Raw genomic sequence first — 25382 nt, forward strand, 5'->3', positions numbered from 1 at the left:
TAAAAACCGCCCCCCGAGAGGAGCGGTGTTGATCGTTGGTAACTATCTCAATGCCGTGCTGAACAGTCTTTAAGCCCTTAGACCCGTAGGCCTCACTGCGCGACGGTCAAGTTCACCGTGCTGAGAGGCTCGGCACTGGCGTCGCCCAGAGGACGAACCTCGTAGGTGACGGTGCCGACGCCGGGGCGACTCTGGTACGCCCAGCCGCAGCTTCCGTCCAGTTTGATGTCTTTGGTGCCGATCAGGCGTTCGCCACGTTTGACGGTGACGCTGTAGCCTTCGCCGCCGCCCACGCCGCCAAAGCGGAAGGGTTCGGAGACGGTCTGGCCGTCGGTGATGCTGAGGGTGTAGTCCTCGGTGCAGGCTTCGGCAGCAGCACCCGCAGCAGCGGTGGCGGCGGCGACAGTGGCGCTCACGGTGGTCAACTCGGTGCCGTCTGCGGCCTTCACGGCGTAGGTGTGTGCGCCTTCGGCGGGGCTGGGCACGTCTTTTGTCCACGTGCCGTCTGCGCCCACCGTCACGCTGCCGAGGCTCACGCCGTCTTCGAAGACTTCTACGCTGGCTCCGGGCGTGCCCTGACCGCTGAGGGCAAAGCCGCCTGCGGGCAACTGCGCGTCGGCAGCGGGTTCGGTAATGGAGAAGTCGGCGGCAACGGGGGCCGCTCCAGTGGGTGCAGCAGCGTCCGGCGCGGCAGTGTCGGGTGCAGCGGTATCCGTACCAGCTTCGGTTCCGGTTTCGGTGCCGCTTGCGGCCCCAGCTTCCCCAACCGTGGCGCTCAGGGTGGCGAGTTCGGTGCCGTCGCTGCCCTTGACGGCGTAGGCCCGCGCTCCAGCCGCCGCGCCCGTCACAGGCAATGTCCAGTTTCCATCCGCGTCTACCGTCACTTTGCCGAGGCTGGTGTCGCCGTCGAACAGTTCGATTTCTTGTCCGGCGGTGCCCCTACCGCTCAGGGCGAAGTCCCCGCTGGGCAAGGTCGCGCCCGCAGCGGGTTCGGTGATAGAGAACTCGCCCGTACCAGAGTCGCCCGCCGCAGCCGCGTCGGTTCCGGTTGGGTCAGTCGCTGTCGGCTCGGTGCTGGCCGTGTCGTCGGTAATGTTGACCTTGAATTCACTCTTGGCCGTGCCGTCCCCGCCGGTGATGCTGTAGGTGTGTTCGCCCACCGTAGGCGCGGGAATGGTGGCCGTCCACTGGCCGTCTGCGCCTACGGTGGACTGGGCGACTTCTTGGCCCTGATCGGCAATGCTCAGGGTGTCGCCCGCCGTGCCTGTGCCGCTCATGGTGAACTCGGCGGCAGGCAGGTTGGCATCAGCTGTGGGGTTGGTGACCACGATGCCGCCCGCCGCTGCGCTGGTGCCCGTGCCTGTGCCCGTGGTGGCGGCAGGATTGCGGTTCAGAACCCAGCAGCCGCCCAACAGCAGGAGGAGCGCCAGAGGAATGAGCCACCAGGGGAAGCCGCCGCGTTTGCGCTCCGGCTCTCTGACCACCGCTGGCGTGACCACAGGCGGAGTCGCCGGGGGCGTAACCGGACGGGGGGCAGGCGGAACTGCCGCTGCAACCGTCGTGGCCGCTGCACCCGCACCCAGTGCCCCTGCACCCAACAACCCGCCCAAGCTGGACAGGCCGGAAGGCAGCAGACCCGCCAGACTGCCGCCCATCCCCCCCAACAGGCCAGAAAACGCGCCTGCGCCCACGCCGCTTGCACGGGCGCGGTTGCCCAACAAGCCCAGCACCAGCGGCGTGAGGATCGCCAAGAGTCGCCCAGCGTTCGCGCCGCTGCCGCCCACTGCGGTACCCAGTCGCCCGGTCACCGCTTCCACGTTGCCGAACAATCCGCCCAACAGGCCGCGTCCTTGGCCTTCCATGCGGGCGGTCTCGGCGGCGTCGTTCAGCAGATTGGTCTTCAGGGTGCCGTCATCGGCGGCCAGGTGTCCCAGCGGACGGGCCATGTTCAGCACGTCGTTTGCACCCGCTTCGGTGCGGCCCTTGTTGACCAACGCGTTCAGCACCAGCGGTAGCGCGGCCAGCGTGGCCCGGCCCGCCGTACTGCCGCCGAATCCTGCCGATTTGCCCACCTGCTCGGCCACCGCAGGCGTGAACTGGCCCTTGATAAAGTCCAGCAGATTGCCGGACGTCAGCGCGGCTCCGGCCAACCCTGCGGCCCCGGCAGCGGCCAGCCCGCCGATTGCACCCGGATTGGCCTTGTGCAGGTCAGGCGGGTGCAGATCGGGCGTGACGACTGTGGCGCTGCCCAAATCCACCTTGCCCAATTGGGGTTGGCCCAGATCGGGTGTATCCAGACCCGGCAGCTTCACTTCCGTCTTGGCGAGGCCAGCGGCCAGCGCCCCAGCTCCAGCAAGACCAGCGAGGCCCGCCAAGCCGCCTCTCATGTCCGGCAACATGGTGGCCACATTGCCCGCATTCAGGCCGCGCTGACCCAAAAAGCTGAGCAAGAGCGGCAGCGCCATTTGCATCAGGCGCTGCACCCCACTGTGTAGGCCGCCACTGGCTCCGGTGTCGGTCTGGCCCGCACTCAGCTTGGCTGCCACCGCCTGCGTGATCTGATCGCCCCGCCCGCCCAGCAGCACAGGCGAGAGCATTTCTCCGGCCCGCTCCAGATTGCTGGCTCCGTCGGCGTCGTTCAGGGCGTCCTGCACGCTGGCGAACTGGGGCAGGTTCTGCACGGCGTCTAGCACTTGCTCACGGCCTTCAGAGGTGGCGGCGTGATCCACGAGGGCATCGAGTTGTAGGGGTAAACCAGCGTGCAGCGCGGTGCGGGCCTGCTCCGGCGTCAGCTTGACGGCGTGGGCCAACTGCTCTGCGGCTCCGGCTCCAAAATAGCTTTGGATCTGATCCAGTAAGGTCATAACGTTCTCCTGTGAAACGGGGGCCAGCATCAGAGAGGCAGTGGAAAGTGAGCAGGGACAAGTGGGCAGTGAACAGCAAACAGAATCAACTCGGTAGCGAATGGCCCAGATTGTAAGATATTTCACTGCGCCGGGCCTCATTGACCAGTCGGCACATTAAGGTTTCCCCTCGGGGGCAGAGGGGCTGCCGCGATCAGCGTTGGCCCGCCCCGAATCACCGTACAGCTCAGCTTCCATTCCCTCTCACATGCGGCCATGAGCGATTGCTTAGGTTTGGCAGGGTCGGCCCACACAAGACAGGAACGGCCTTGACAGGGCAGGATAGAGGACATGAATGCCCCCGACGATCACCCCCATCAGCTCAACGATCAGACCAGCAACCAGCCCCGCCGAATCCTGATCACCGGAGCTGCCGGAGAGATTGGCCGCGCATTGAGGACAGGTCTACGCGACTTTTTGGCTCATCCCCAGACGGTGTTGCGCCTGACCGACGCCCGCGATCTCGGCCCCGCACGGGCAGGCGAGGAAGTGCAGCAGGCCGACTTGACCGACCTAGAGGCGATGCAGCGCGTGATGCAGGACGTAGACGCCGTGATTCACTTGGGCGGCATTGCCAACGAAGACCGCTACGAGCGCATCCGCGACGTGAACATAGACGGCACTTACCACGTGTTGGAAGCGGCGCGGCAGGCGGGCGTGCGGCGCGTAGCATTCGCCAGCAGCATTCACACGGTGGGGATGTATCCGCGCACGCCGATTGGCCCCCCAATTGGCCCCAATGTCCCCGTGCGCCCCGATACCCATTACGGCATCAGCAAGGTCTATGGCGAAGCGCTGGGCCGCATGTACGCCGAAAAATTCGGGCTGGAGTTCGTGTCGGTACGCATCTGCTCGTTTCAGAGGGAACCGCAGGACGCCCGCCACCTCTCCACTTGGCTGTCTCACCGCGACGCCGCCCAACTGTTTGCCCGCGCCGTTACTGCGCCCGCCAGCGCCCTGCCAGACGGCTTCCGCATCGTGGCAGGCATCAGCGCCAACACCCGCCGCTGGATGACCGATGAAGGCTGGGCTGAGTTGGGCTACGCGCCGCAGGACGACGCCGAAGCTTTTGCAGGAGTGGTGGGCCACATTCACGGCGACCCCAGCGATATTACCGAGCAGCGTCAGGGCGGAATATTTGCCGCACCGGACTATGTGGGTCTGGCAAGTCAGGAGCAGAAATGAAGCCCCAGCAACCTCAACGCCCCATCACCAAACGCGTTTCGGGTGGCAGCCCTTGGGAAGACGTGGTGGGCTATTCGCGGGCGGTGCGGGTGGGCCAAATCGTGCATGTCGCCGGAACCACCGCCACCCTGCACGGCGAGGTTCAGTGCGTGGGTGACGCGGCGGGCCAGACCCGCGTGATCCTCAACATTATTCAGGCCGCGCTGGAAAGCCTCGGCGGGCGCATGCAGGACGTGGTGCGAACCCGAATCTACGTAACAGACATCGGGCAGTGGGAAGCGGTAGGACGCGCACACGGCGAGGTGTTTGCCAACATTCGCCCTGCCGCCAGCATGGTACAGGTGGCAGCGCTGATCGACCCCGACCATCTGGTAGAAATTGAAGCCGAAGCGATTTTGCCCCTGCCCAGTGTGGATTCTGCCAGTGTGGATTCTGGGATGAATACCGAGATGGATTTTGCCAAATGACCGGACTAGAACACCGCCTACTGGGAGCCAACCCGCCCACCGTCACGCGCCTCGGCCTCGGCTTGGCAGCGTTGGGGCGGCCCGGGTACATCAACGTAGGACACGGGGCCGACTTGGGGCCAGAAAAGTCGGTGGAGGCGATGCGGGCCAACGCCCATGCCATGCTGGACGAGGCTTGGGCGGCAGGAGTGCGCTACTTTGACGCGGCCCGCAGCTATGGATTGGCCGAAGAATTCTTGGGAAGCTGGCTTGAAACCACTGCCCACACCGCCACAGTCGGCAGCAAATGGGGCTACACCTACACCGCCAATTGGCGCACCGACGCCGAGCAGCACGAGGTCAAAGACCACACGCGGCCTACGCTGGAGCGCCAGTGGCCCGAAACGTTAGCCGCCCTGCGCCGCACGCCCGACATTTACCTGATTCATTCCGCGACCTTAGAAACGGGCGTGCTGGACGACGCTAGGGTGCTGGCACGGCTGGCCGAACTGGCCGAATCTGGCGTGCGCGTGGGCCTGAGCCTCAGCGGGCCAACTCAGGCGGCGACGTTGCAGCGGGCGCTGGAGGTGCGCGTGGACGGCGTGAATCCCCTGAGTGTGGTGCAGGCCACTTGGAATCTGCTGGAGCCTTCAGCGGGCGCGGCGTTGGCAGAGGCGCACGCGGCAGGCTGGGGCGTGGTGGTCAAGGAAGGGGTTGCCAATGGCCGCCTGACCGCACGGGCCACCCTTCCCAAACCCATCACCGACCTGTGCGCCCGCCTGCACACCACGCCCGACGCTGTGGCCCTCGCCGCCGCCCTCGCGCAGCCTTGGGCCGACACGGTACTCAGCGGCGCGACCACGCAGCAACACCTTCGCAGCAACCTCAGCGCCGTGAGTCTGGAACTTGGGTTAGAGGAGCTGGACGCCTTGCAGGACGCAGCGCAAGCTCCGGCGGTGTACTGGCAGGAGCGGGCGGGGATGGCTTGGAATTAGGGGGGATGCAGGATAGGGGTCAGGCTTGCGGTATGCCCTAACTTGTCCCCAGTCAGTAAACTTTTGTCATGCTCTTGGCTCAGGTCAATATCGCCCGCTTGCGTGCGCCGCTGGACGCACCCGAACTGCAAGGTTTCGTGGAGGGCCTCGCGCCCATCAATGCATTGGCCGACGCTGCACCGGGCTTTGTTTGGAGGCTCCAAGACGAAAGCGGCGACGCGACCAGTGTGGTGTACGACCCCGACCCCCTGCTGATCGTGAATCTGAGCGTCTGGGAGAGTGCCGAAGCCCTACACGCCTTCACGTATACCGGGCCGCACGTCGAATTTTTGCGCCGCCGCCGCGACTGGTTTAATCGGCTGGCGACCCCACATTTGGCGCTGTGGTGGGTAGATGACCAACACCGCCCAACCCCCGCCGAGGCCCATGACCGTTTGGCCCACTTAGAGGCGCATGGGCCGACGCCGCACGCCTTTACACTGAGCAAATTGCACGGGCCAGAAGTGTTGGAGACGATTTAGCCGCCTCTCCCCTCTTCTTCCCCCTCCGCCAACGCCTGCAATGCCGCCCGCAATCCCGGCAATTCTTGGCGGGCCGTGTGCCACAGCAACTCTGTATCTATTCCAAAATAGTCGTGTGACACGAGGTTGCGGATATCGCGCAGCAGCACCCACGGCACTTCCGGGTGCGTGTCCTGTATCCGCTGAGGAATGAATTTGGTGGTCTCGCCTAAGCGGGCAAGGTTGTGGAGCACGGCGTCTTGGGCCTGTTCGTCGGCCAGAAAAGTGGTCAGCGTGTGCAGAAACGTGAAACGCTCAATGCGGTCTAGAGCGTCCAGCAAGTCAAAGACCCGCCACCGCCACCGCTTCACGCCCACGCGGGGTGCAGTGGGCAGGCCCGCATTCATCATACGGATTCCGTCCAATTCCGCCACAGTCGGAACCACACCGCCTGCGGCTCCATCTCCCGGAACCCGTACCCTTTCCTGCTCGCTCTGCTCGAATTGACTCCCAAACAGACGGGAGTCAATCGGAATTTTTGTCACATCCACGCAGTCAGCCAAAATCTCACGCCTCAGCGCAGGCTTCAGGCCGCCCTCGGTCAGCACGTCCACGCGGCGTTCCAGCAAATCTTCGAACAGGTCTTTGACGCGCATGAGTTGAAGGAGGCCCGCTGGCGGCGTGGTCAGGGCGAAATCCACCAGCAGATCCACATCCGAATCGTTGTTCGCCTGCCCCCGCGCCACGCTGCCGAAGACCCGCACCCGCACCACACCGAGCGCCTGCCACTGGGCGGCGTTGGCTTGCAAGAGTTGAGCCACATCGTACAGGCGCAAGTCGGGGAACAAGGGGGCGGGTTGGGTCACAGAGGGAGTGTAGAGGGTGGATCGTGGGAAAAGCGCGGCGGGAGAGAGCATTAACGTTTTCAGGTTTGGGTTCGGGAACACAACTCAAGATTAAATTCACATCGCCACGACGCCTGCTCCCACTCACGGCGCGTCAGCGCCCTACACTTTCCCCCATGATTCTCGCCATAGGAAACGACCTGATCGAAGTGGAGCGCATCCGGGGCGTGCTGGCGCGGGAAGGGGCGCGGGCCGAGCGGTTGTTTCACCCTCTGGAGTTGGCGTACTGCGCCGGATTGGCCGACCCGGTGCCCAGTTTCGCAGCGCGGTTTGCGGCCAAAGAAGCCTTTCAGAAGGTCTGGCCCCGCCCACACGGATGGCGCGACGTGTGGGTAGAGCGCGAGCGCACGCCGGACGGCCCGTTTCCGTTTGCGCCGCCAATCTTGGGGTTTGCGCCGCATATCGCCGCCGAGATGCAGGAGCGCGGCTGGGTGGCCCACCTGAGCCTGACGCACACGCGGGAACACGCGGCGGCAGTGGTTATTTTGGAACAGCGTGGGTGATGTTGGAGTGGTGACGCGCCCTGTTCGTTTGATCGCCACCGATTTGGACGGCACTTTGCTACATTCCGACCAAACGGTCAGCCCACGCACGCGGGCGGCCCTGAACGCAGCGCGGGCAGCAGGCATCCACATCGTGCCCGTTACGGCCCGTCAACCGCGTGGGGTGCAGCGAATCGCAGAGATGGCCGGATTTGAAGGGTGGGCACTGTGTGGGAACGGCGCACACTGCGTTCACTTGACGACGGGTGAGACATTGTTTACGGCACATGTAGAGGTAGAAGCGCAAACCCGGCTGGCCCTGTTGCTGTCGGAGCGCGTGCCGGACGTGCGTTTTGCCAGCGTGCGCGACGGCGGAGAAGTGTTTGTCGCGCAGACGGACTACGCCGCTCTAGCGACTTTCGAAGATCACAAGCGCGATCCCAGCGATATGGGTCAACACGCCCTCAGTACCGTACTAGACGCTCCGAGTCTCAAGTTTATCGTGCGGCACCCCACCCTGACACCGCGCCAACTGCTGGCCGAAGTGCAGGCGCTGGGTGTGCTGGGATTTGCCGTGACCCATTCGGGCGCACCTTTTTTAGAAGTGCTGGCCGAAGGCGTCAGCAAGGCGTGGGGACTGGCCCATCTGTGTACACATCTGGGATTAGAGGCCGCTGAAGTCTTGGCTTTCGGTGACGCCACCAACGACGCAGAACTGCTGGCATGGGCAGGCCGGGGCGTAGCCGTTGCCAATGCCGAACCCGAAGCGTTGGCCGCCGCCTCTGAAGTCACGCTCAGCAACGATGAGGACGGGGTGGCACTGGTGGTAGAGCGGCTTCTGGGCCTGAACTGATTCTTGAGACTGGCCCTCCTCACCGCAAATCGTCATCCCGCTGACATGACCGCCGCCCGCGAGCGCTTACGCTAGGCCATGAATCCCATTCGCCCGCACGCTGCCGGAGCCTTGCTGCTGGTCTTGACGGCTGCCGCGCCTGCCGAGGCCCAAAAAACCCCCACCACGCCGCCCGTCGCCGCACCCACCGCCGCAGAAAAGACTGCCCTCACACGCGGGCGCACCCTGATGAAAGAGTTCTACGCGGTGAAGCTGGACAACCTCTGGAACGCCTTTAACGCCGATGTGCGCGGACAATGGGGCACACTGGCGGGCTTCCGGCAATTTCGGGAAACGGGCGTGCGCGACTTCGGCGCAGAACAGGAACTGGTGCGCGAGCGGACGTTTACGCGGGCAGGCGTGACCTATTACGTGCGGAGCGCCGCCTTCCAGAAGGCTCCCAAGTTGGTGTGGGCCTTGACCATCGGCTTCGACAAGGCCGGAAAAGTCGATGCGTTCGGCATTTCGCTGGAGCAAGACCGCACGGAAGATCAGGTGGCGCGGGGGGATGTTGGCCGGAATCAGTGACGTGGGAGGGCGTCTAAGGGTCTAGGGTCTGAGGGTCTAAGGAAGGGCAAGGGCCGAAGCGGAAGGCCGATCCACCCAGTCAATGTCCCCGCCCCAGCACCTTAGACGCCTCTCCGTCCATACCCGCCGGACACCCCAGCACCCTCCTTTTCCGCGTGCCTACCACCACACACGCCTCCTTTCACCACCCCAATTGGTGAATCTGCCCCCAAATACAGCCCCTTCACACCTTGGAAGGTGGCGGCGTGGGCGTACAATTCTGGGCGTGAGAGCCTTACCGGGGGAAATTGAAGCTGCTGTTGTGGGCGCGTTTGACGTGCTTGACCTCGGCGTGGTGCCGTACCGGGAAGCGTGGGATGTGCAAAAACAGCACCATGCACGGGTGGCGGCAGGTGGGCGGCCTGCGCTGCTGCTGCTGGAGCATCCGCCCGTGCTGACGCTGGGCCGCAAAGCGCGGGAAGGCAGCAATATCGTGGTCACGCGGGAGTATCTGGCCGCGCAGGGCATAGAGGTGCTGGAAGTGGAGCGCGGCGGCGACGTGACCTATCACGGCCCCGGTCAACTGGTGGCCTACGCGATTTTTCCGGTGGGGAGGCGAGTCGCGGACTTTTTGCGCCTGCTGGAAGCCGCCACCCTGCACGCCCTGACCGCGCTCGGCCTGCCCGACGCCCGCCCCAATCCCGGTTACGCGGGCGTGTACGTGAATCCGCGTGACGTGAACGGCCTGACCTACGAGCAAAAAATCTGCTCTTTTGGCGTGGCGGTGCAGAAGAATGTGGCGCTGCATGGGCTGGGCCTGAACGTGACCACCAACTTGCAGCACTTTGACCTGATCGTGCCGTGTGGCCTGAGCGGCACCCACATGACCAGCGTGCAGCGCGAATACGAGTTGCGCGGCGTAGAGCGCACGGCCAGCGTAGCCGAAGCCAAAGCCGCCCTGATCTCTGCCTTCCACACCACTTTTGCCGCCTACGACTGGACGTTGCCCGACGTGGCAAGCCCCCTCAATCCATCTTCCCCAAGCCTACAGGGAGCCACCGCATGACCCAAGACCCCACGACACCCAGCACCCAAGAACCCAAATTCATCAAAAACGGCATCTACCGCAAAGACAGCGTGCCCGTGCGCGACAAGAAACCCGACTGGCTGAAGGTGACCATTCCCACCGGGCAAGTGTTCGGGGAAGTGCGGAAAATCGTGAAGGAACACCGCCTGCACACGGTCTGCGAGGAAGCCATGTGCCCCAACATCGGCGAATGCTGGAGCCGGGGCACGGCCACGTTCATGCTGATGGGCCATATCTGCACCCGCGCCTGCCGCTTTTGTGCGGTAGACACAGGCAATCCGATGGGCAAACTGGACTTGGACGAACCCGCTGGAGTGGCCGACAGCGTGCGCCTGATGGGCCTGAAATACGTGGTGCTGACCAGCGTAGACCGCGACGATTTGCCCGACGGCGGCGCGTACCACTTTGCCAAAACGGTGCAGGCCATCAAGCGCGTGAACCCGGAGACCCGCGTGGAAGCCCTGACGCCCGACTTTGGCGGCAATACCCACTGCGTGGACTTGGTGCTGGAGAGCGGCGTGGACACCTACGCCCAAAACATCGAAACGGTGCGCCGCCTGACCCACCCGGTGCGCGATATTCGGGCCAGCTATGACCAGACGCTGGCGGTGCTGGCCCACGCCAAGCAGGCCCGCCCCGACGTGATCACCAAAACCAGCATCATGCTGGGACTGGGCGAAACCCGTGAGGAAATCAGCGAGGCCATGCGCGACTGCCGCGCCGCCGGGGTAGACGTGCTGACCTTCGGGCAATATCTGCGCCCCACCATGCACCATCTGCCCGTGGTGCGCTACGTGTCGCCTGCCGAATTTGAAGAGATTCGGGAAGAGGGCATGAAACTGGGCTTCCTAGAAATCGTGTCGGGGCCGCTGGTGCGCAGCAGCTACAAAGCCGAACAGATCGTGATGGACAAGCCCGGCAACTTGCCCGAGCATCTGGCCCATTTGGAAGGCGGCGAGCAACTGAGTTTGATCTGAGGGCATGAGAAAGCGAACGCCTGAGCTTTTGCCTGCTCCGGCGTTTTGCTGTTGAGCCGAGGTGTGCGCTGGAGACCTCTTTGATTCAGACAGTTTTTACTTCAGAAAAACAGGCCAAAGAGAAACGTCGCCTGGTACGCCTTGCCCGTGCCCCTCTTGTGCGAAGCTCTCCGAGTCCCCGCCTCTCGCGGGCGAGCTGTCCCCGGCCCCCACTAGAGGGAGCGGCGAAAACGTTGTGTTCTTGGGCAGCGATCAGCAGAATTGGGAAACTGTCCGCTCCACTGCCTTAGACCGACTCCGTTTCATTGCACCACAACCGGGACAGCACCGCCTGGGCGTCCATAGCGCGTAGCCCGTACTCTTTTCTCCCCGCTCTGCTGCGCGTCTGTTCCAGTCCGCTCCGGTTGAAGCGTCAACTCTGGCGCTTTCAAGTGGAATCCGCATCCCCGCGTCTGATCTCTGGATTCAGCATCTGTACGGTCTCAACTTACCCAGAAAACGAGGCGGGAGGTCAACGCCTTCACTCAGGGGCGCTGGCGTCCTCACTCTTCGGCAAGGTGAACGAGAAGGTGGCCCCCTCTCCCACCTGTCCTTGCGCCGTCACGGTGCCGCCGTGCCGAGCCACGACCCGGCGCACGTTCGCCAGCCCTACGCCGTTGCCTTCGAACTCTTCTTGGCGGTGCAGGCGCTGAAACACCCCGAACAACTTGTGCGTGTAGCGATTATCGAAGCCCACGCCGTTGTCGCGCACAAAGATGCGCCAGTCTTGGGGGCCGTCCTCCGCCCAGATCTCGATCTGTGCCTCTGACCGAGGAGCGCTGTACTTGAGGGCGTTACCCAGCAGGTTCTCGAAGACTTGGCGCAGAAGTCCCTGATCCCCCATCACCAGCGGAAGCGGGCCTATCGTCCAAGTCACCTGTCGCCCCTTCAGCTCCGACTCGAGGCTCTGCCGTACCCCCATCACCAACCGATCCAGATCGACCGGTTGGAGAAGCAGAGCTTGCTGGGAAGTGCGCGAAAGCTCCAGCATCGCGTCGATCAGGGTGTTCATCCGCCCCGCCGCCTGATCCATGATGGTGAGGTAGCGGGCCGACTTTTCGTCCAGACGGTCTGCTAACGATTTGCGGAGCAGGGTGCCGAAACTCGTCATGTGCCGCACCGGAGTCCGCAGGTCGTGCGACACCGAGTAGGCGAAGGCCTCCAGTTCCTCGTTGGCAGCGCTCAAGGAGCGGGTTCGGGCATCTAGGACGTCGCGTTGGGCCGTCAGTTCCCGCGCATGCTCGGCACGCTCGAGGGCCAAGCTCAAGCTGTTCATGGTCGTTTCCAGCACCGCCCGGTCAGTGGCTGTCCATTTGCGCTGGTGGAACAGGCCAATTACAAAGATGCCCACCGTCGTGCGCGATACCTGAAGGGGCAGTGACACGACGGCCTGGATGTGCTTGACCACCGCGGCGTCCGTGTCACTGCCCTGGGCATACACATCCTGATAGAGCGGCAGACCGGTCTCGAAGGGCTGGCGCAGGGTCGGAATTTCCAAGGGGAACCCGGCGTCCACCAAGGCCTGAAGCGCGTCGTTGCCCAAGTCGCCCACCTGAGATCGGCAGCGCCACAGCTCACCCTCGGGTTCGTAATACACCGCGTAGCCCGGCGGCAACAAGGTCAGCACGATCTCCTGAGCGCGGCGCACCAACGGGAAGCGCCCGGTTTCGAACATGAAGTCTTGGGCAAGCTGGGCAAACGCTTCGAGCGCCCGGTTGCGGTTGAGCACAGCTGTTTTCTGAAGTTGCACCTGCTGAATCTGCTCAGCCCGGTCAAGGGCGAGGCTCAGTCCCCGGCACACGGCCAGAAATAGGGCGCGGTCACTGTCTGCCCAGTGCATCTGGTCTCTCAGGCCGATGCCCAGCACCGCCTGTACCTCGCCCTGCCGCAAGAAGGGATAGGTGGCAACCGTGTGGTACATGTCGGTGTGTTCTACTTGCTCCTGCTGCGCGTCCCAGCCGTTGACGAACACAGGGGCGTGAGTCTGAAGCACGGCTGCGAACACGGGGGTCTCTAAGGGAAGACCGGCCCGCAACTGTTCCAGCAGCACCGGGTTCGCAGTCAGATCCTCACTCTGCACCCGCAGCTTCCAGCGCCCGTCCTCGCGTTCGTAGTAGGTGACGGTACTGCCCGGAAAGCGTTGATCCAGCACGGTCACGCTGTGCTGGGCCAGCAGAAGAACCTCCGTCTCGGTACCCACCGCCTCGGTAAACGCGATGAAGGCTTCTTGGGCGCGCGCCTCCCTTGCTACCTGCTGGGTGCGCTGATCCACTTGCCGCTGCAATTCGGACATCAGGCGGGCGCGGCCAAGGGCGATGCCGCACTGGGCACTCAGGGTTCGCAGGAAATGCTGTTCTTCTAGGGAAAAGGTGTGCGGTTCCCTGAAGTCCAGCACGATGACGCCCAAGGGCTGCCCACCCTCGAACATGGGCAAGACGGCGCTGGCGACAGGAGCGATCACGCCGGTGTGCGCTTCGAGTTCGGGATAGGCCGCGGTGAGCGCTCCAGCATGCTCGAAGAACAGCGGTGTACCCCACTGGAGCGCGTCCCCAGCGGGCATCTCCGTCTGCAGCGGCCCCGCCTGCCAGATGGTCTGGGCGTCCTCTTCGTGCCCAGCAGTCGCCGCCACGTCCAAACCGTTCCCGAGTTCGTTCACCAGCAGCACTGCTCCAGCTATGGCGTTGAGAGCGGTGAGCGCTGGGGCGAGAATCACCTTGAAGACCGAGGCAGGCGTGGTGGCCGCCGCCAACAGTTCGGTGACGTCCTGCAAACGCTCCGTCAGGGACAGGTGGGGGAAGGGGGAAGGCTCCGACATCAAGGCAGCCTAGCGTGTTGGAGACACAGCAGGAGGGCGGAACACTGCTATTGACGCCCCAATGCTGAGGCCCAAGGGCTCCTGACCGCCGCAGTGGCTCAGACCTGCGCTGCTGCGGTCTTTCCAACAGCTGGCGAAGGTGACAGCAGGTGGAGCCAGCACAGTGATGGGGAGGGAGCCCGTCCCTGCTGCTGTGTACCTCCAGACGCCTCAAGCTAAGAGTGGGTGATGCTCAGGCCCGGCACTTCTTGAGGCAGGCCTTCGCGCTCCAGGTACCGAGTAGAAGCTGAGGGTGGCCGCCGAGCGCCGCTGCACCCGCAGGTGATAAAAGAACTGCTCCCAAAATTGATCCGTCGTCATCAGAAAGGCTCCTTTGACGAGGAATACAGCCGAGTTGAAGAGCGCACGACCACTGCTGCTTAGAACAGGGTCAAGATTGTGCAAGGCAACAAAAAACCCCGCCTAGGACGGGGAATCTTTCTTTTGGTGCGGATGCCCAGACTTGAACTGGGGACCTCACGCTTATCAGGCGTGCGCTCTAACCAACTGAGCTACACCCGCGCACCGATTGTCTTCAACCAACACACTTGACCAACACCACAGCAGCATTCTCACGCTGCGCCCCCGTTCTGGCGGGCGGGGATCAATGTATCAGGGGCGGGGCAGGGTGTCAACGGGCAAGGCGGCCCCGCACTCAGGGCGGTGTGATCAGGCCGTAGGTTTCCAGTGCGTAGCGGTCTGTCATTCCGGCCACGAAGTCGCACACAGCGCGGGGCAAGCCCTCGGCCTCGGCACGGGCACGGACGGTGGGGGGCAGCATAGACGGGCGGGCCAGAAAAGCCCGGAACATCGTTTCCAGCACCCGCGTGGCCTGCTCCACTTGCAGTTCGACTCGCCAATGGCGGTACAGGTTCTCGCGCAGAAAAGTGGCTGTGTCGCGCAGCAGCTCACGCATAGCAGGGCTGTAGGTGATCAGGCCCACCGGATGTTGGCGGGCGGCCTGCGCCGTCGCAACCCCGCTGGCCGCAATCGCCGCGTCACTGGACTGGGTCAGGTCAGAGATCAGCCAGCCCAGCAACTCACGGTGCAGGGTGCGGCGGTCTCGCTCGGTCAGGTCGGGGGCGGCGGTGGGCACGCGGGCCAACAACTCGTTCCAAAGGGGCAATTCAGCCAGTTGCGCGGGCGTGATCAGGCCACTTCGCAGGCCGTCGTCGAGGTCGTGCGCGGTGTAGGCCAGCGCGTCGGCAGCGTCGACCAACTGGGCTTCCAGACTGGGGCGCTCCAATCCGGCGCGGTCATGCTTGTTCAGGCCGTCCAGCGTCTCATAGGTCAGGTTCAGGCCCGGAAATTCGGCGTAGCGGTCTTCCAACAAGGTCACGATTCGGCGGGCCTGTCCGTTGTGGTCAAAGCCGCCCCGTCCCAACTCACCTTGCTCGGCCATCAGTCCGTTCAGCACTCGTTCGCCCGCATGTCCGAAGGGTGGGTGGCCCAAATCGTGTGCCAGCGCCAACGTTTCGGCCAAGGTTTCGTTCAGGCCCAGCGTCAGCGCCACCGAGCGGGCCACCTGCCCCACTTCCAATGTGTGCGTTAGGCGGGTGCGGTAATGGTCGCCCTGCGCGTTCAGGAACACCTGCGTTTTGGCTTCCAGCCGCCGAAAAGCAGTGGTGTGAAGCACGCGGTCACGGTCTTTTTGAAACGCCGTGCGGGTCGTGCTTTCGGTTTCCGGGTAGGCCCGCCCCCGCGAATCGGCGCTGAAGGTCGCGTAGGGCGCGAGGGTGGCCGCCTCTCGCGCCTCCAACTGCTGGCGGGTCAACATGCGGCGATTCTGGCAGATGGCGCGGCTGCGGGGGCCAAAACGCCAAGAAACCGTAACGCTGCCTGCTTCCCCGCTCCGCCGCTCTGCCAGAATGCGCCTATGAGCGATTCGCAGGCAGGCGGCACACAGGTCATCTATGACGGGCGAATTTTGCGTCTGGAACTGCAAGAAGGCAAATGGGAAGTGATCCGGCACGCCGCTGCCGTGTCTATTCTGGCCCTGAACGACGCGGGCGAAATGCTGCTGGTGCGTCAGCTTCGGCGGGCCGTGAACGCGCACACGGTAGAAGCCCCGGCAGGATTGATCGACGAGGGCGAAACGCCGGAGCAGGCCGCCCGCCGCGAGTTGCAGGAAGAGGCGGGCCTAGACGCCGAGATGACGCTGCTGACACAGTTCTACTCCAGCCCCGGCTTTTGCGACGAACTGCTGTACGTGTTCGCCGCCCGCAACCTGCGCGACTCCCGCCTGCCGATGGATGACGACGAAGAGATAGAAGTGCTGTGGATGCGCCCACAAGCCGTACTGGACGGCCTGCAGGGCGGCACGCTGGTGGGCAGCGCGGCCACGATCACGGCGGCCTTGTTCGGCGTGCAACTGCTGGCGGCGGGTGCCGAGCAATGAAGACCTTCATCGCGCCCGGTCAGCGCCCCGATACCGAAACGGTGGTCGCCATCGGCAGCTTCGACGGAATTCATCTGGGACACCAAGCCCTGATCGCCCAACTGAAGGCCAAAGCGCGCGAACACCGTGTGCCCAGCGTGGTGTATACCTTCGACCCGCCGACTCGCGTGCTGACTCAGGGCGTGGAATTCCTGTCGACGCTGCCCGAAAAGCTGGAGTTGTTGGCCCGCTACGGCGTGGATGAAACGGTGGCCGTGCCCTTTACCGCCGAATTTGCGGCCCGCCCCAAGGAAGCGTTTTTGGATGACCTGCGGCTGCTGCGGCCCCGCACCGTCGTCGTGGGCGAAGACTTTCATTTCGGGCGCGGGCGGGCGGGCAGCGCGGCAGACTTGGCCGAAGTCGCGCCGGAAGTGGTGGTGGTGCCGATTCATGGGCTGGGCGGCGAGGATATTAAGAGCACGCGCATTCGGGAATACCTGAAAACTGGGGACGTGGAGGGCGCACGCCGCCTGCTGGGCCGCCATTACGACGCGCAGGGCGTGGTCATTCACGGCGATCAGTTGGGGCGCACCATCGGCTGGCCGACGGCCAATATCAGTGTTCCAGACGGCAAGGCGCTGCCGATGGGCGTGTTCGCGGTGGTGGCGATTGGCGATCACGGGCGCTGGCACGGCATGGCAAACGTGGGCTTCCGGCCTACAGTCAACGGCACCACCCGCCGCTTCGAAGTCCATCTGTTCGATTACGAGGGCGACTTGTACGGCCAAGAATTGCACATCAAGTTCTTTGCCCACCTCAGAGGCGAACAAAAATTCAGCGGTCTGGACGCCCTGAAAGCACAATTGCAGCAGGACGCGGCCAATGCGCGGGCGGCGTTGGTGGGTGTGAAGTAGCAAGGCGCAAGAGCAGGGGCCAAAGCGTAGAACTTTGGCCCCTGCTCGTTTGGTTGTCGTTCAAACTTACCGGAATCTGCTGAAAAGTTAGAGCAAGATGCCGATCACGATGGCCCCCACAACCCAGTAAGCCAGACCCGACAAAACCAACGTAATGGCGGCTTGGGTTTGGTCACGCAGGTTCATGCTGGACTGAACGGCCAAAAAGCCGAAGAAAACCATGGCAATGGAGATGAGGATGCCCGCAATCCAGCCCAGAATGGGAATGATGCCGATGAGAGTGCCGACGATGCTGAGTGGCACGAAGAACAGTGCGAAAGTGTAGGCGACTTCGGAAAAGGTGCCCGTACCCTTGAACAGATTCTTGCCGATCAGGTAGACGGCGGCCACGAAGATAGCGAACTGGACAGGAATGGCAATCAGGCGGCTGAAAAACTGGCTGAACAGGTTCAGGTCATGAAAAGGGGCGAAGATTCCAGCGATGACGCCTGAAACCAAGGCAGCCAGAACCACATAAATAGCGGCTTGCGTCATGCCGCCGCGCTTTTCATACAGTTCGAAGGTGCTGGGACTGGGGCGCGTCAGGACGGCCATACTCTGGGGAAGCATCTGGGCAACGGTATCGGTGGGGGCAGATTGGGTTGGGCGGCTCATGCCACACAGTACGCCGCTCCTGTCAAAGAAGTTTCAGAGCATGCTTGACACTTGGTCAATCTTTGCAGTGGATGAAGGGCACAAACACGGCGAGCCGCTGCTCATTTGTACTGCTCTGTTCTCACAGACAGGCCCGTATACAGCGCCGTCAGAGCCTCTTGCAAGGCAGGCCCGAACTGCACGCACAGCGGCGTGAGTTCCGGGTCTTGCAGGGCGGCCTGTACAGCGGGCGCAGGGTCAGACATCGGATACAGGCCCGCCACCAACGCCTGTGTGTAGGTCAGCAGGGGCAGGCTCGCGCCGGGGGGCAGACCGGGGAGCGCACCCTCCAAGAGCGGCGCGAGCGGTTGCAACTGCCCCAACAACCAACCCTTGTGGGCGCGGGCGCGGTCTTGGCTGATGTTGCGTTCCAGCAGGCCCGCCAAGTGTGGAATCAGGCGCGTGAGGGCGGCGTGTTCGGCCAGCAGCGTACACACCAACGCCGCGAGGCTGGCCGGAGTGTGCGTGCCGCCTAACCGCAGATGCCGCGTCAGAGCGTGCAGCCACGCGCCCAACAACTCCTCGTACAGCGCGAGAAACAGCGTTTCTTTGGTGGGAAAATAGCCGTACAGCGCAGGTTTGGTGAGGCCCACGCGCCCCGCGACGGCTTGCAGCGTCACGTCTTCATAGCGGTGCGTCTGCCACAGCGTCAGCGTTTGGTGCAGGATATCGGCCCGCCGCGCTTCTTTGGCGCTGTCGGATCGGGCACGGGCAAGAGTAACCACCGGTTAATTAGAAGGGAGGATTGGGGAGAAGTCAAGACGAAACAACATATCAACACGGCTTGACAGACTTACTCGTAGTTAGTAAAGTCTGACTTACCGGGAGTCACTCAGACCGCCCACAGGAGATGACATGACCCAGCAGACGCAACAGACACAGGCCAACGCAGACCAGTTTCAACGCCACCAACCCGCTACCGCCCTCATTACAGGCGCAAGCGGCGGCATTGGCGAGGCCATCGCGCGGCAACTCGCGGCACGCGGCGCACACCTGATCTTGGTGGCCCGCAGCGAAGGCAAAATGCAGACGCTGGCGCAGGAAATGAGCGCCAAGCACGGCATTCAGGCCGCCGTGATCGCGCTTGATCTGACCCGCCCCGACGCTGGCGAAGTGCTGGAACGCGAAGTGGCGGCCCGCCATCTGACGGTAGACATTCTGGTCAACAACGCTGGCTTCGGCGGTTTCAGCGAATTCTGGACGCAGGACGCGGGTGAAATTAACCGGATGGTGGCCGTGAACATTGCCGCCCTGACCGATCTGACGCGCCGTTTTCTGCCCGACATGGTGACGCGGGGGCGTGGGCGCGTGCTGAATGTGGCCTCCACCGCCGCCTTCATTCCGGGGCCGCTGATGGCCGTCTACTATGCCTCCAAAGCCTATGTGCTGAGCTTCAGTGAGGCCGTGAACGAGGAGTTGCGCGGCACCGGCGTCAGCGTGACCGCCCTGTGCCCCGGCCCGGTGGAAACGGGCTTTCAGGACACGGCCAATCTGGGTGAAAGCAAACTCCTGAGCGGCGTCGCTCGGCTCAGCATTCTCAGTGCCGAAGAAGTTGCCAAACAAGGTGTGAATGCCATGCTGCGCGGTCAAGCGGTGCTGATCGCGGGCGGCTTCAACCGCAGCCAAACGCTGTTGCCGCGCCTCTTGCCCCGCGCTGCGGTGGCCCGCCTGATGGCGCGGGTGCAGGCGCGGAGGAATGTCTAAGGGCGGTCTAAGGGTCAAGGGTCTAAGAGTCTTTGGTGGAAGGTGAACCCCCCCGTTGCTTTGCAACGCCCCCCCTTAGAGGTGGGGACTAAAAGCTGTTGCGCTCCCCTTGAGGGGGGCTGGCTGCGAAGCAGACTGGGGGGTTCACCCGGAATCGTCAACGCTAAACGCTCGTGGAACTGAGCCGCCCTTGAATGTTGCTCACCGCCAGCCCCGCTCCTCCCTGTCCCAATGAACACTTGCCCCAGCAGCCGCGTGCGACAATGGAAATGATGACGGATTCAGCTTCCAGCCCAGATCACCTCCGCACGACCAAAGACACGGCCTCCCAGAAGGGCAAGGCTCCGCAGACCCATTCCGGGTTCGTGGCGATTGTCGGCAAACCCAACGTGGGCAAAAGCACCCTGATGAACTCGTTTTTGGGCACCAAAGTCGCGCCCACCAGCCCCCGCCCGCAGACCACGCGGCGCGGCGTGCGCGGCATCCATTCTTCGGGCAACCGCCAACTGGTGTTCGTAGATACGCCGGGGCTGCACAAGCCCAAAGACGCGCTGGGCAAGTACATGAACCACGAGGTTCACAGCGCGTTGGCCGATGTGGACGCCGTCATTTGGGTCGTTGACCTGCGCCACCCGCCTACCGATGAAGACCAGTTGGTGGCGCGGCAGGTGCGGGAACTGCCCAAACCGCTGTTCTTGGTGGGCAACAAAACCGACGTGGCCAAGTATCCCGAGGAGGCCATGAAGCTGTACCGGGCGCTGCTGGAAGGCCGCACCCACGACACCAGCGAAACGGTGCTCAGCGCCCAGAACAACCCACAGGCGGTAGCGACCCTGCGCGAGCAACTGCTGGACGTGTTGCCCGAAAACCCCTTCTTCTACCCCCTCGGCGCGGCCAGCGACCAGACGCGGGAAATGTGGGCCGCCGAGATTATCCGCGAAGAAGCCATGAAAAAGCTGCGCGACGAGTTGCCCTACGCCGTCGCTACCCGCGTGAACAGTTGGACGGAGCGCGAAGACGGCCTGCAACGCATCGAAGGCGAAATCGTGGTGGAAAAGAACGCCCACAAGGGCATGGTGATCGGCGCAGGCGGCAAGCAACTGCGTGAAATCGGTCAGGCCGCCCGCAAGCAACTGGAAGTGTTCCTGAGCCGCAAAGTCTTTTTGGGCCTAGAAGTGATCGTCATTCCCGGCTGGCGCGAGGACGAAGAAGCCCTGCGCGAATTGGGCTACGAGTAAGGGAAATTCTGTTCGGATGAGCCGCGTCCGGTTTGTCACCAAGGCCATTCCCAGTGACGGTGGGCGAGTCTGGAACCGCAAAACAGAGCGTTGGTGGGGAGAACTCTGCAAGGAATATCCTGCCACGCTGCTGGCCGAACTGAATGGGGCTAAACGTTCACCCCAACTGGTCACTCTGATCAACGAGAACCGCAAGCCACGCAACTAGAGCTTCAATTGACTTCGGCACAAACCGCCCCCGCTCACAGCCGATGCTGAAGCGGGGGCGGTTTGTGCAGCTCAGAAATGTGGGTGCGAGAGCAAAATTACTTCTTGACCACCGTACACCACGCCAAAACCACGTCGGCCTCGCCCTGAAACCAAGTCCCGGCCACCCACATCTTGGGCGTGGTCAGCACAAACTGCTCGTACACGCCGCCGTCCGAGGTCTCGCCTACATCCAAGCTCTTATACTTGAAGTCTTTGGGAATCTTCGCGTTCAGGTCTTTGGCGATGGCGGCGGGCTTGCCTTCCCAGAACAGCAGCTCATGATACTGGCACTTGCCGTTCAGCTCCGCCGCCGTCGCATCCAGCACTTCGACCATTTCTTCGGAGAAGTCGTCGTCGGTGAGTTCAAGTGCGCCCTTGGGCAGTTGAAAGCCTGTGAGATTGGACTTGGTCACGAAGTCTGTAGCGAGGGCAGAGGGGATCAGCAGGAGAGAAGCAGCGATCAGGAAGCCTAACTTTTTTCTCATATCTCAGTGTGCTGTCCTCTATTCGGTTCCACAATAGAGGGGGGTGCAAGGGGCGTTCATATGAAAAATTAGGCTTTTACCTGACTCTTCGCCCTCGCTTCTTAAATCAACGCCGCGATGGTACTTCTGACCCTGACGTCACACTATTGAACCCCACCGACTTCGGCATTATCCCATACATTCTGTATTCTTTCTTACTGACTCAGGTTGAATTAAAGATCAGCCTTTTCTCCTTTCAATCGTCATCTGTATGGATTGGATGACTATGACTATAAGGTCTAGTGCCGGGGGGCTTCAGACAGGCGGCTTTTGCATGCCCGCATACGGCATACCTGCCCCCGCCTGTGCTGCACTGCGCTGCATGACCACATTGATTATCGGGGCTACGGGCGGCATTGGCGCGGCGATGGCGCGGGCGATGGCCGCCACAGATTCACTGGTTCTGGCCGGGCGCGACGAGGCCAAACTCTCTGCTGTTGCTGCCGAAACCGGGGCCAAATCGCAGCGGGTAGACGTGGGCTTTGAAAGCCACGTGCGCTCGCTGCTGGACGGCGTGGAGAGCCTGGACACCGTGATCTATGCGGCGGGCGCGGCCCTGCCTCAACCCCTGGCCGACCTAGACGCCGCGCAGGTGCGGGCCGTGTGGAATGCCAATTATTTTGGGGCCATTTGGACGCTGAAATATGGGCTGCCCAAGCTGGCCGAAGGTGGACGCATGTACCTGATCGGCGCACGGCCCGAACTGGTGACGGCCAAAGGGTTTTCCCAGTACGCCGCCAGCAAAGCCGCGTTGGCGCAGGCCGTGACCATTGCCCGCCTGGAATTGCCGCGTGGCACGCAAAAGGCGCTGACGCTGGTGCTGCCGCCCGCCGTAGATACACCGCTGTGGACGCAAGTGGGCCGCGTGCCCCGTGGAGCCATCAGCGCCGGAGCGGTAGCGCAGGCCATTGCTGCTGACAGAGCGGGGGCGGCGCAGGGGGAATTGCGGGTAGAGAGCTGAGTTTGGAGTGTGGATCGTGGAACGTGGGAAGGGTGTGGGGGCCGGGGAGACTCCGCTTTAGGCAAGGCCAGAAATTTCAAACGGCTGCCCTACGCCAGAGCCTCAGCCCGCTCCCACTCGGCAAAAGCGGCGTCTATAAACAGCTTGGTGTGGTGCATCCGCAACTGGCGAGCGGCGTACAAGGCGTCTACTTCCAAGCGGGAAAAGTAACGCGCTTCCTGCACCTCAGCGGCAAATTCAGGCCGGGGCGCGGGGGCGAGCGTTGGCCCGATCACTTCTGCCAGCCACGCGAACCGCAAGATCAATACGCCGTCTGGCATCTTGCCCAGCAGCGTATTCAGGAGCTTGATGGGCCGCACGCGCAGTCCCGTTTCTTCCCACGCCTCGCGCACGGCGGCGTCTTGGGGATTCTCACCCTCCTCTACCCCGCCCGCCGGAAAGTGCCACAGCCCCCGGCTGCCGGGTTTGCCCTCCTGCACCAACAGCACCGCGCCCGCTGCATCGATAACCACCACGCCCGCCGAACGCAGCGTGACCGGGATGTGCAGGGTTTCGTCGTACTGCATGTTAGTGCGGTAAGCCAGAGGCAGAGCTTGCTGGCTTTCCGGTGGTGTTGCGGAGAGTCGGCAACCGGAGCCAGTCCATCCTAAACCCCGATCAACTTCAGGTGAGCTATGTGGTGGCGGCCATGCCAAGCGTACATGGCGGCCAAAGTATCCAGCGTGTAGGTGCGGCCCTGCGCGGGGTGCGTCCATTGGCGTGCCCAATCCGCGTCGTGTACGCCCTCCAGCACGGCCACGATCCGGGCGTGCAGCGACTCCAATAGGTTCAGGCTGACTTCTGCGGGCAGGCGCGAGTCGGGCAGCTCGGCCCAGAGGGTCTGCTCGTAGGGTCGAATGGTCGGGTTGGTTTCGGTCAGCGTCAGTTTCAGGCGAGCATAGGCGTTCAGATGGCTGTCGGCCACATGATGAACCACCTGCCGCGCCGTCCAGCCGCCTTCCCGGTAGGGCGTATCTAAGCGGGATTCTCCCAAATCGGCCACCGCCGCACGCAATTCGGCGGGCAGGGCGCGAACGGCGGCCACCGCTTCGGCCCGCTCTGCTGGCGTCAGCGTGAGTGGGGTGGGCATGGGGCCAGTGGGGTGACGAACATCAGTCTGGGCATCAGTCTGGGTCATGGTTCACGCATCCAAGGGGCATCTTCGGGGGGGCGAGTCAGGTCTATCAGCACGTTCAGGCTTTGTTTGGCCCGCGCAGGCACGTAAGGCCGGGTCGCGTCCGGGCAAGTGTCGCACTGAGGACTGGTAAATTCCCGCATTCTCAGCAGGTTGGGGGCTGCACTGTCAAACCAGAGGGTGCGCCTGCTGCTGGTGGGCACGGTGCCCAGCGTACTTTTATCGGCATAGGTCGGCCCCAAGTACACGAGGCTTTTAAATGTGCCGCCCGCAAACCGCATGATCTCTGTGCTGTTCCAGAAATACCCCTGAGTCGGCCCCTGCCAAATCTTCGTCAGCACGGCATTCAGGCGGCTTCCGCCTACAGCGGGCAGCACCGCCACATCGTCTGCAAAGCCAGCCTTAAAGTAGACCGGGTTCTGACCGTTCAGGATCAGGGCGTCTCCGGCCAGTCGCTCGCGGTACAGGTTGGAAGCCCTGCCCGTGTAGCAGTTGGACACCAGATAAAAGGTTTGATTCTGGTCTGCTGTGAACCGCCCAGAGCCGCGAAACAGAACTTGAAAATCAGGGCACACGCTGAGGCCCCGCGCCAGATACAGGTCGATCAATGCGCGGCGTTCGGGCGGGCTAATCGGGGGCGGGGGCGGATTCACGCTGGCGTCGTAGATCAGGCGCGGGGCCGCCGCCGCTGTGCCTGCGAGGGCCAACAAGACGACAGCACCTACACCAACAAGCCGGGGCAGAAAACGGGCCATGAGGTACTGTACGCCCTCGGCGGCAGCTTGCAGTAAGGAATCTGCTGTGGAGAGCCGGAGTAAGCAGCGCCTCATTCAGATCAGCCCGGCTGTCCTTCCTTCTCCGCTAAGGGGCCGACTTTGCGTGTCCAGCGATCCGCATCCCGCGTTTCCACTTTAGTCATCATGCGCTCGAAGCCTCGCTCTAGGCTTAGGCCGCGTTCGTTTGCCATACAGATCATGACGAAGAGCAGGTCGGCCAATTCCAACTCTAGGTCGCCCACGTCTTCCCCCGGCTTGGGCGTTTTGCCGTTCTGGTGGGCAATCACCCGCGCAATCTCGCCCGTTTCTTCGGTCAGGCGGGCCAGCATCAGCAGGGGCGGAAAATAGCCTTCCTTAAACTGGGAAATATAGGTGTCCACACGGGCGCGGGCCGCCTCGAAGGTCAGCGGAGCAACAGCATCTGTCATGCGGGCAGAGTACGAAAAAACCAGCCGCATGGGGCGACTGGCTTCCAGAAGGCAACTTGAGGCTTAAGCGTTAGCGCACGTACAAGTACGTTTCCTGCACGTCCCGGTCAGCGGGCGCGTAGTTGTTCAGGTATTCGTCGCTGGCACGGTTCCAACGGTTGCCGTCGTACACGCCGCCTAGCACGAGGTCGGTGGTGGGGCGCACGCGGGTAAACAGCACACGCACACGCTGGAGTCCACGCGGGGCCGCCACGTTGTAAGTCACGCCGTCCTGAGCGCGGGGGAAGGTGGTGGTTCCGGCCTGCACGTAGGCGTCGCGGACGAGTACATTGGCCGCGCCGCCCGCGTTCAGGGCCAACAGGGTCACGTATCCGGCGGTGCGGGTGGTCACGCTCAGGCGCAGGGCCTCGCCCACCACGTAGTTGCCGCCCTCGCCCCGGTCTGGGCGCACGCTGGTGATCAGGTTGCTGCTGCTGCCGCTAAGGCCGAGGTTAGGACGAACGCTGACGGTACAGGCACTCAGGGTCAAGCTGAGTGCGCCAAGAACAAGGAGGCTACGCATAGGGGCAGTC

The 25382-nt window shown here is 63.1% G+C and carries 27 protein-coding genes and 1 tRNA gene; 15 read left to right on the plus strand and 13 right to left on the minus strand.

What is annotated here, in order from left to right:
- Positions 1–92: 92 nt before the first annotated feature.
- Positions 93–2864, minus strand: coding sequence for a DUF937 domain-containing protein (locus tag SU48_RS14325; protein ID WP_064015307.1), 2772 nt, complete (start codon positions 2862–2864; stop codon positions 93–95).
- 330 nt (positions 2865–3194) lie between these two features.
- Here SU48_RS14325 and SU48_RS11100 point away from each other — a divergent pair, with 330 nt between their 5' ends.
- The 4 genes from SU48_RS11100 (at position 3195) to SU48_RS11115 (ending at position 6050) form a co-directional block, all read left to right on the plus strand.
- Positions 3195–4088 carry an NAD-dependent epimerase/dehydratase family protein gene (locus SU48_RS11100; protein WP_064015308.1) on the plus strand — a complete coding sequence of 298 codons (894 nt, stop codon included), beginning with the start codon at positions 3195–3197 and terminating at the stop codon, positions 4086–4088.
- Positions 4085–4555, plus strand: coding sequence for a RidA family protein (locus SU48_RS11105; protein WP_064015309.1), 471 nt, complete (start codon positions 4085–4087; stop codon positions 4553–4555). The genes SU48_RS11100 and SU48_RS11105 overlap by 4 nt, the downstream gene beginning before the upstream one ends.
- Entirely contained in the window at positions 4552–5529 is a 978-nt protein-coding gene (locus SU48_RS11110; RefSeq protein ID WP_064015310.1) for an aldo/keto reductase, read from the plus strand. The genes SU48_RS11105 and SU48_RS11110 overlap by 4 nt, the downstream gene beginning before the upstream one ends.
- Positions 5530–5597: 68 nt before the next feature.
- The gene (locus SU48_RS11115; RefSeq protein WP_064015311.1) at positions 5598–6050 is read left to right on the plus strand and encodes a DUF3291 domain-containing protein; all 453 of its coding nucleotides are present in this window, start codon (positions 5598–5600) and stop codon (positions 6048–6050) included.
- Here the strand turns inward: SU48_RS11115 and SU48_RS14400 are convergent.
- A complete protein-coding gene (locus SU48_RS14400; protein ID WP_231881615.1) occupies positions 6047–6895 on the minus strand; it encodes a HepT-like ribonuclease domain-containing protein in 849 nt (282 codons plus the stop codon). The genes SU48_RS11115 and SU48_RS14400 overlap by 4 nt on opposite strands.
- A gap of 155 nt (positions 6896–7050) precedes the next feature.
- Between SU48_RS14400 and SU48_RS11130 the strand changes: the two genes are divergently transcribed.
- The 5 genes from SU48_RS11130 (at position 7051) to lipA (ending at position 10879) form a co-directional block, all read left to right on the plus strand.
- Positions 7051–7437, plus strand: coding sequence for a 4'-phosphopantetheinyl transferase superfamily protein (locus SU48_RS11130; protein WP_064015312.1), 387 nt, complete (start codon positions 7051–7053; stop codon positions 7435–7437).
- Between the two features lie 10 nt (positions 7438–7447).
- Positions 7448–8269 carry a Cof-type HAD-IIB family hydrolase gene (locus SU48_RS11135; protein WP_064015313.1) on the plus strand — a complete coding sequence of 274 codons (822 nt, stop codon included), beginning with the start codon at positions 7448–7450 and terminating at the stop codon, positions 8267–8269.
- A gap of 78 nt (positions 8270–8347) precedes the next feature.
- Complete coding sequence (locus SU48_RS11140; RefSeq protein ID WP_064015314.1) at positions 8348–8836, plus strand: hypothetical protein; 489 nt, start codon at positions 8348–8350, stop codon at positions 8834–8836.
- A 265-nt stretch (positions 8837–9101) separates the two neighbouring features.
- Positions 9102–9881: a lipoyl(octanoyl) transferase LipB gene (gene lipB, locus SU48_RS11145; protein WP_064015315.1), complete on the plus strand. Its 780-nt coding sequence runs from the start codon at positions 9102–9104 to the stop codon at positions 9879–9881.
- Positions 9878–10879 (plus strand): lipoyl synthase, encoded by a 1002-nt coding sequence (gene lipA / locus SU48_RS11150; protein WP_064015316.1) that lies wholly within the window; start codon positions 9878–9880, stop codon positions 10877–10879. The genes lipB and lipA overlap by 4 nt, the downstream gene beginning before the upstream one ends.
- 520 nt (positions 10880–11399) lie before the next feature.
- On the opposite strand, the gene SU48_RS11155 is transcribed toward lipA, so the two are convergent.
- The 3 genes from SU48_RS11155 to SU48_RS11165 form a co-directional block, all read right to left on the minus strand.
- On the minus strand, positions 11400–13733 hold the full coding sequence (locus SU48_RS11155; protein ID WP_064015317.1) for an ATP-binding protein: 2334 nt from the start codon (positions 13731–13733) through the stop codon (positions 11400–11402).
- Between the two features lie 484 nt (positions 13734–14217).
- Positions 14218–14294, minus strand: a tRNA-Ile gene (locus SU48_RS11160).
- Positions 14295–14427: 133 nt separating this feature from the next.
- Positions 14428–15549, minus strand: coding sequence for a deoxyguanosinetriphosphate triphosphohydrolase (locus tag SU48_RS11165; protein WP_064015318.1), 1122 nt, complete (start codon positions 15547–15549; stop codon positions 14428–14430).
- A gap of 99 nt (positions 15550–15648) precedes the next feature.
- Between SU48_RS11165 and SU48_RS11170 the strand changes: the two genes are divergently transcribed.
- Entirely contained in the window at positions 15649–16170 is a 522-nt protein-coding gene (locus tag SU48_RS11170; protein ID WP_064015319.1) for an NUDIX domain-containing protein, read from the plus strand.
- Entirely contained in the window at positions 16167–17063 is an 897-nt protein-coding gene (gene ribF, locus SU48_RS11175; protein WP_064015320.1) for a riboflavin biosynthesis protein RibF, read from the plus strand. The genes SU48_RS11170 and ribF overlap by 4 nt, the downstream gene beginning before the upstream one ends.
- Before the next feature lie 87 nt (positions 17064–17150).
- On the opposite strand, the gene SU48_RS11180 is transcribed toward ribF, so the two are convergent.
- Entirely contained in the window at positions 17151–17717 is a 567-nt protein-coding gene (locus SU48_RS11180) for a YIP1 family protein (RefSeq protein WP_064015321.1), read from the minus strand.
- 101 nt (positions 17718–17818) lie between these two features.
- A complete protein-coding gene (locus SU48_RS11185; protein WP_064015322.1) occupies positions 17819–18481 on the minus strand; it encodes a TetR/AcrR family transcriptional regulator in 663 nt (220 codons plus the stop codon).
- A gap of 130 nt (positions 18482–18611) precedes the next feature.
- On the opposite strand from SU48_RS11185, the gene SU48_RS11190 reads away from it, so the two are divergent.
- From SU48_RS11190 to SU48_RS11200, 3 genes are all read left to right on the plus strand, one after another.
- The gene (locus SU48_RS11190; protein WP_082869756.1) at positions 18612–19460 is read left to right on the plus strand and encodes an SDR family NAD(P)-dependent oxidoreductase; all 849 of its coding nucleotides are present in this window, start codon (positions 18612–18614) and stop codon (positions 19458–19460) included.
- A gap of 272 nt (positions 19461–19732) precedes the next feature.
- On the plus strand, positions 19733–20698 hold the full coding sequence (gene era, locus SU48_RS11195; RefSeq protein WP_064016020.1) for a GTPase Era: 966 nt from the start codon (positions 19733–19735) through the stop codon (positions 20696–20698).
- A 16-nt stretch (positions 20699–20714) separates the two neighbouring features.
- The gene (locus SU48_RS11200) at positions 20715–20906 is read left to right on the plus strand and encodes a hypothetical protein (protein WP_064015323.1); all 192 of its coding nucleotides are present in this window, start codon (positions 20715–20717) and stop codon (positions 20904–20906) included.
- A 97-nt stretch (positions 20907–21003) separates the two neighbouring features.
- Here the strand turns inward: SU48_RS11200 and SU48_RS11205 are convergent, their stop codons facing one another.
- Positions 21004–21432, minus strand: coding sequence for a hypothetical protein (locus tag SU48_RS11205; RefSeq protein ID WP_064015324.1), 429 nt, complete (start codon positions 21430–21432; stop codon positions 21004–21006).
- 361 nt (positions 21433–21793) lie between these two features.
- Between SU48_RS11205 and SU48_RS11210 the strand changes: the two genes are divergently transcribed.
- On the plus strand, positions 21794–22432 hold the full coding sequence (locus SU48_RS11210) for an SDR family NAD(P)-dependent oxidoreductase (protein ID WP_064015325.1): 639 nt from the start codon (positions 21794–21796) through the stop codon (positions 22430–22432).
- Positions 22433–22521: 89 nt separating this feature from the next.
- On the opposite strand, the gene SU48_RS11215 is transcribed toward SU48_RS11210, so the two are convergent.
- The 5 genes from SU48_RS11215 to SU48_RS11235 all read right to left on the minus strand — a co-directional run bounded on the left by SU48_RS11215 (position 22522) and on the right by SU48_RS11235 (position 25372).
- Positions 22522–22998: a Nudix hydrolase gene (locus SU48_RS11215; protein WP_064015326.1), complete on the minus strand. Its 477-nt coding sequence runs from the start codon at positions 22996–22998 to the stop codon at positions 22522–22524.
- A gap of 80 nt (positions 22999–23078) precedes the next feature.
- Complete coding sequence (locus SU48_RS11220) at positions 23079–23609, minus strand: YfiT family bacillithiol transferase (protein WP_064015327.1); 531 nt, start codon at positions 23607–23609, stop codon at positions 23079–23081.
- Complete coding sequence (locus SU48_RS11225; protein WP_064015328.1) at positions 23606–24361, minus strand: hypothetical protein; 756 nt, start codon at positions 24359–24361, stop codon at positions 23606–23608. Before SU48_RS11225 ends, SU48_RS11220 begins: the two co-directional genes overlap by 4 nt.
- A gap of 80 nt (positions 24362–24441) precedes the next feature.
- Entirely contained in the window at positions 24442–24840 is a 399-nt protein-coding gene (locus SU48_RS11230) for a nucleotide pyrophosphohydrolase (RefSeq protein WP_082869757.1), read from the minus strand.
- Between the two features lie 40 nt (positions 24841–24880).
- Positions 24881–25372 carry a DUF4384 domain-containing protein gene (locus SU48_RS11235; protein WP_064015329.1) on the minus strand — a complete coding sequence of 164 codons (492 nt, stop codon included), beginning with the start codon at positions 25370–25372 and terminating at the stop codon, positions 24881–24883.
- Between the last annotated feature and the right edge of the window lie 10 nt (positions 25373–25382).

The organism is Deinococcus puniceus, assembly GCF_001644565.1.
GTDB classification, from domain to species: Bacteria; Deinococcota; Deinococci; order Deinococcales; family Deinococcaceae; genus Deinococcus; species Deinococcus puniceus.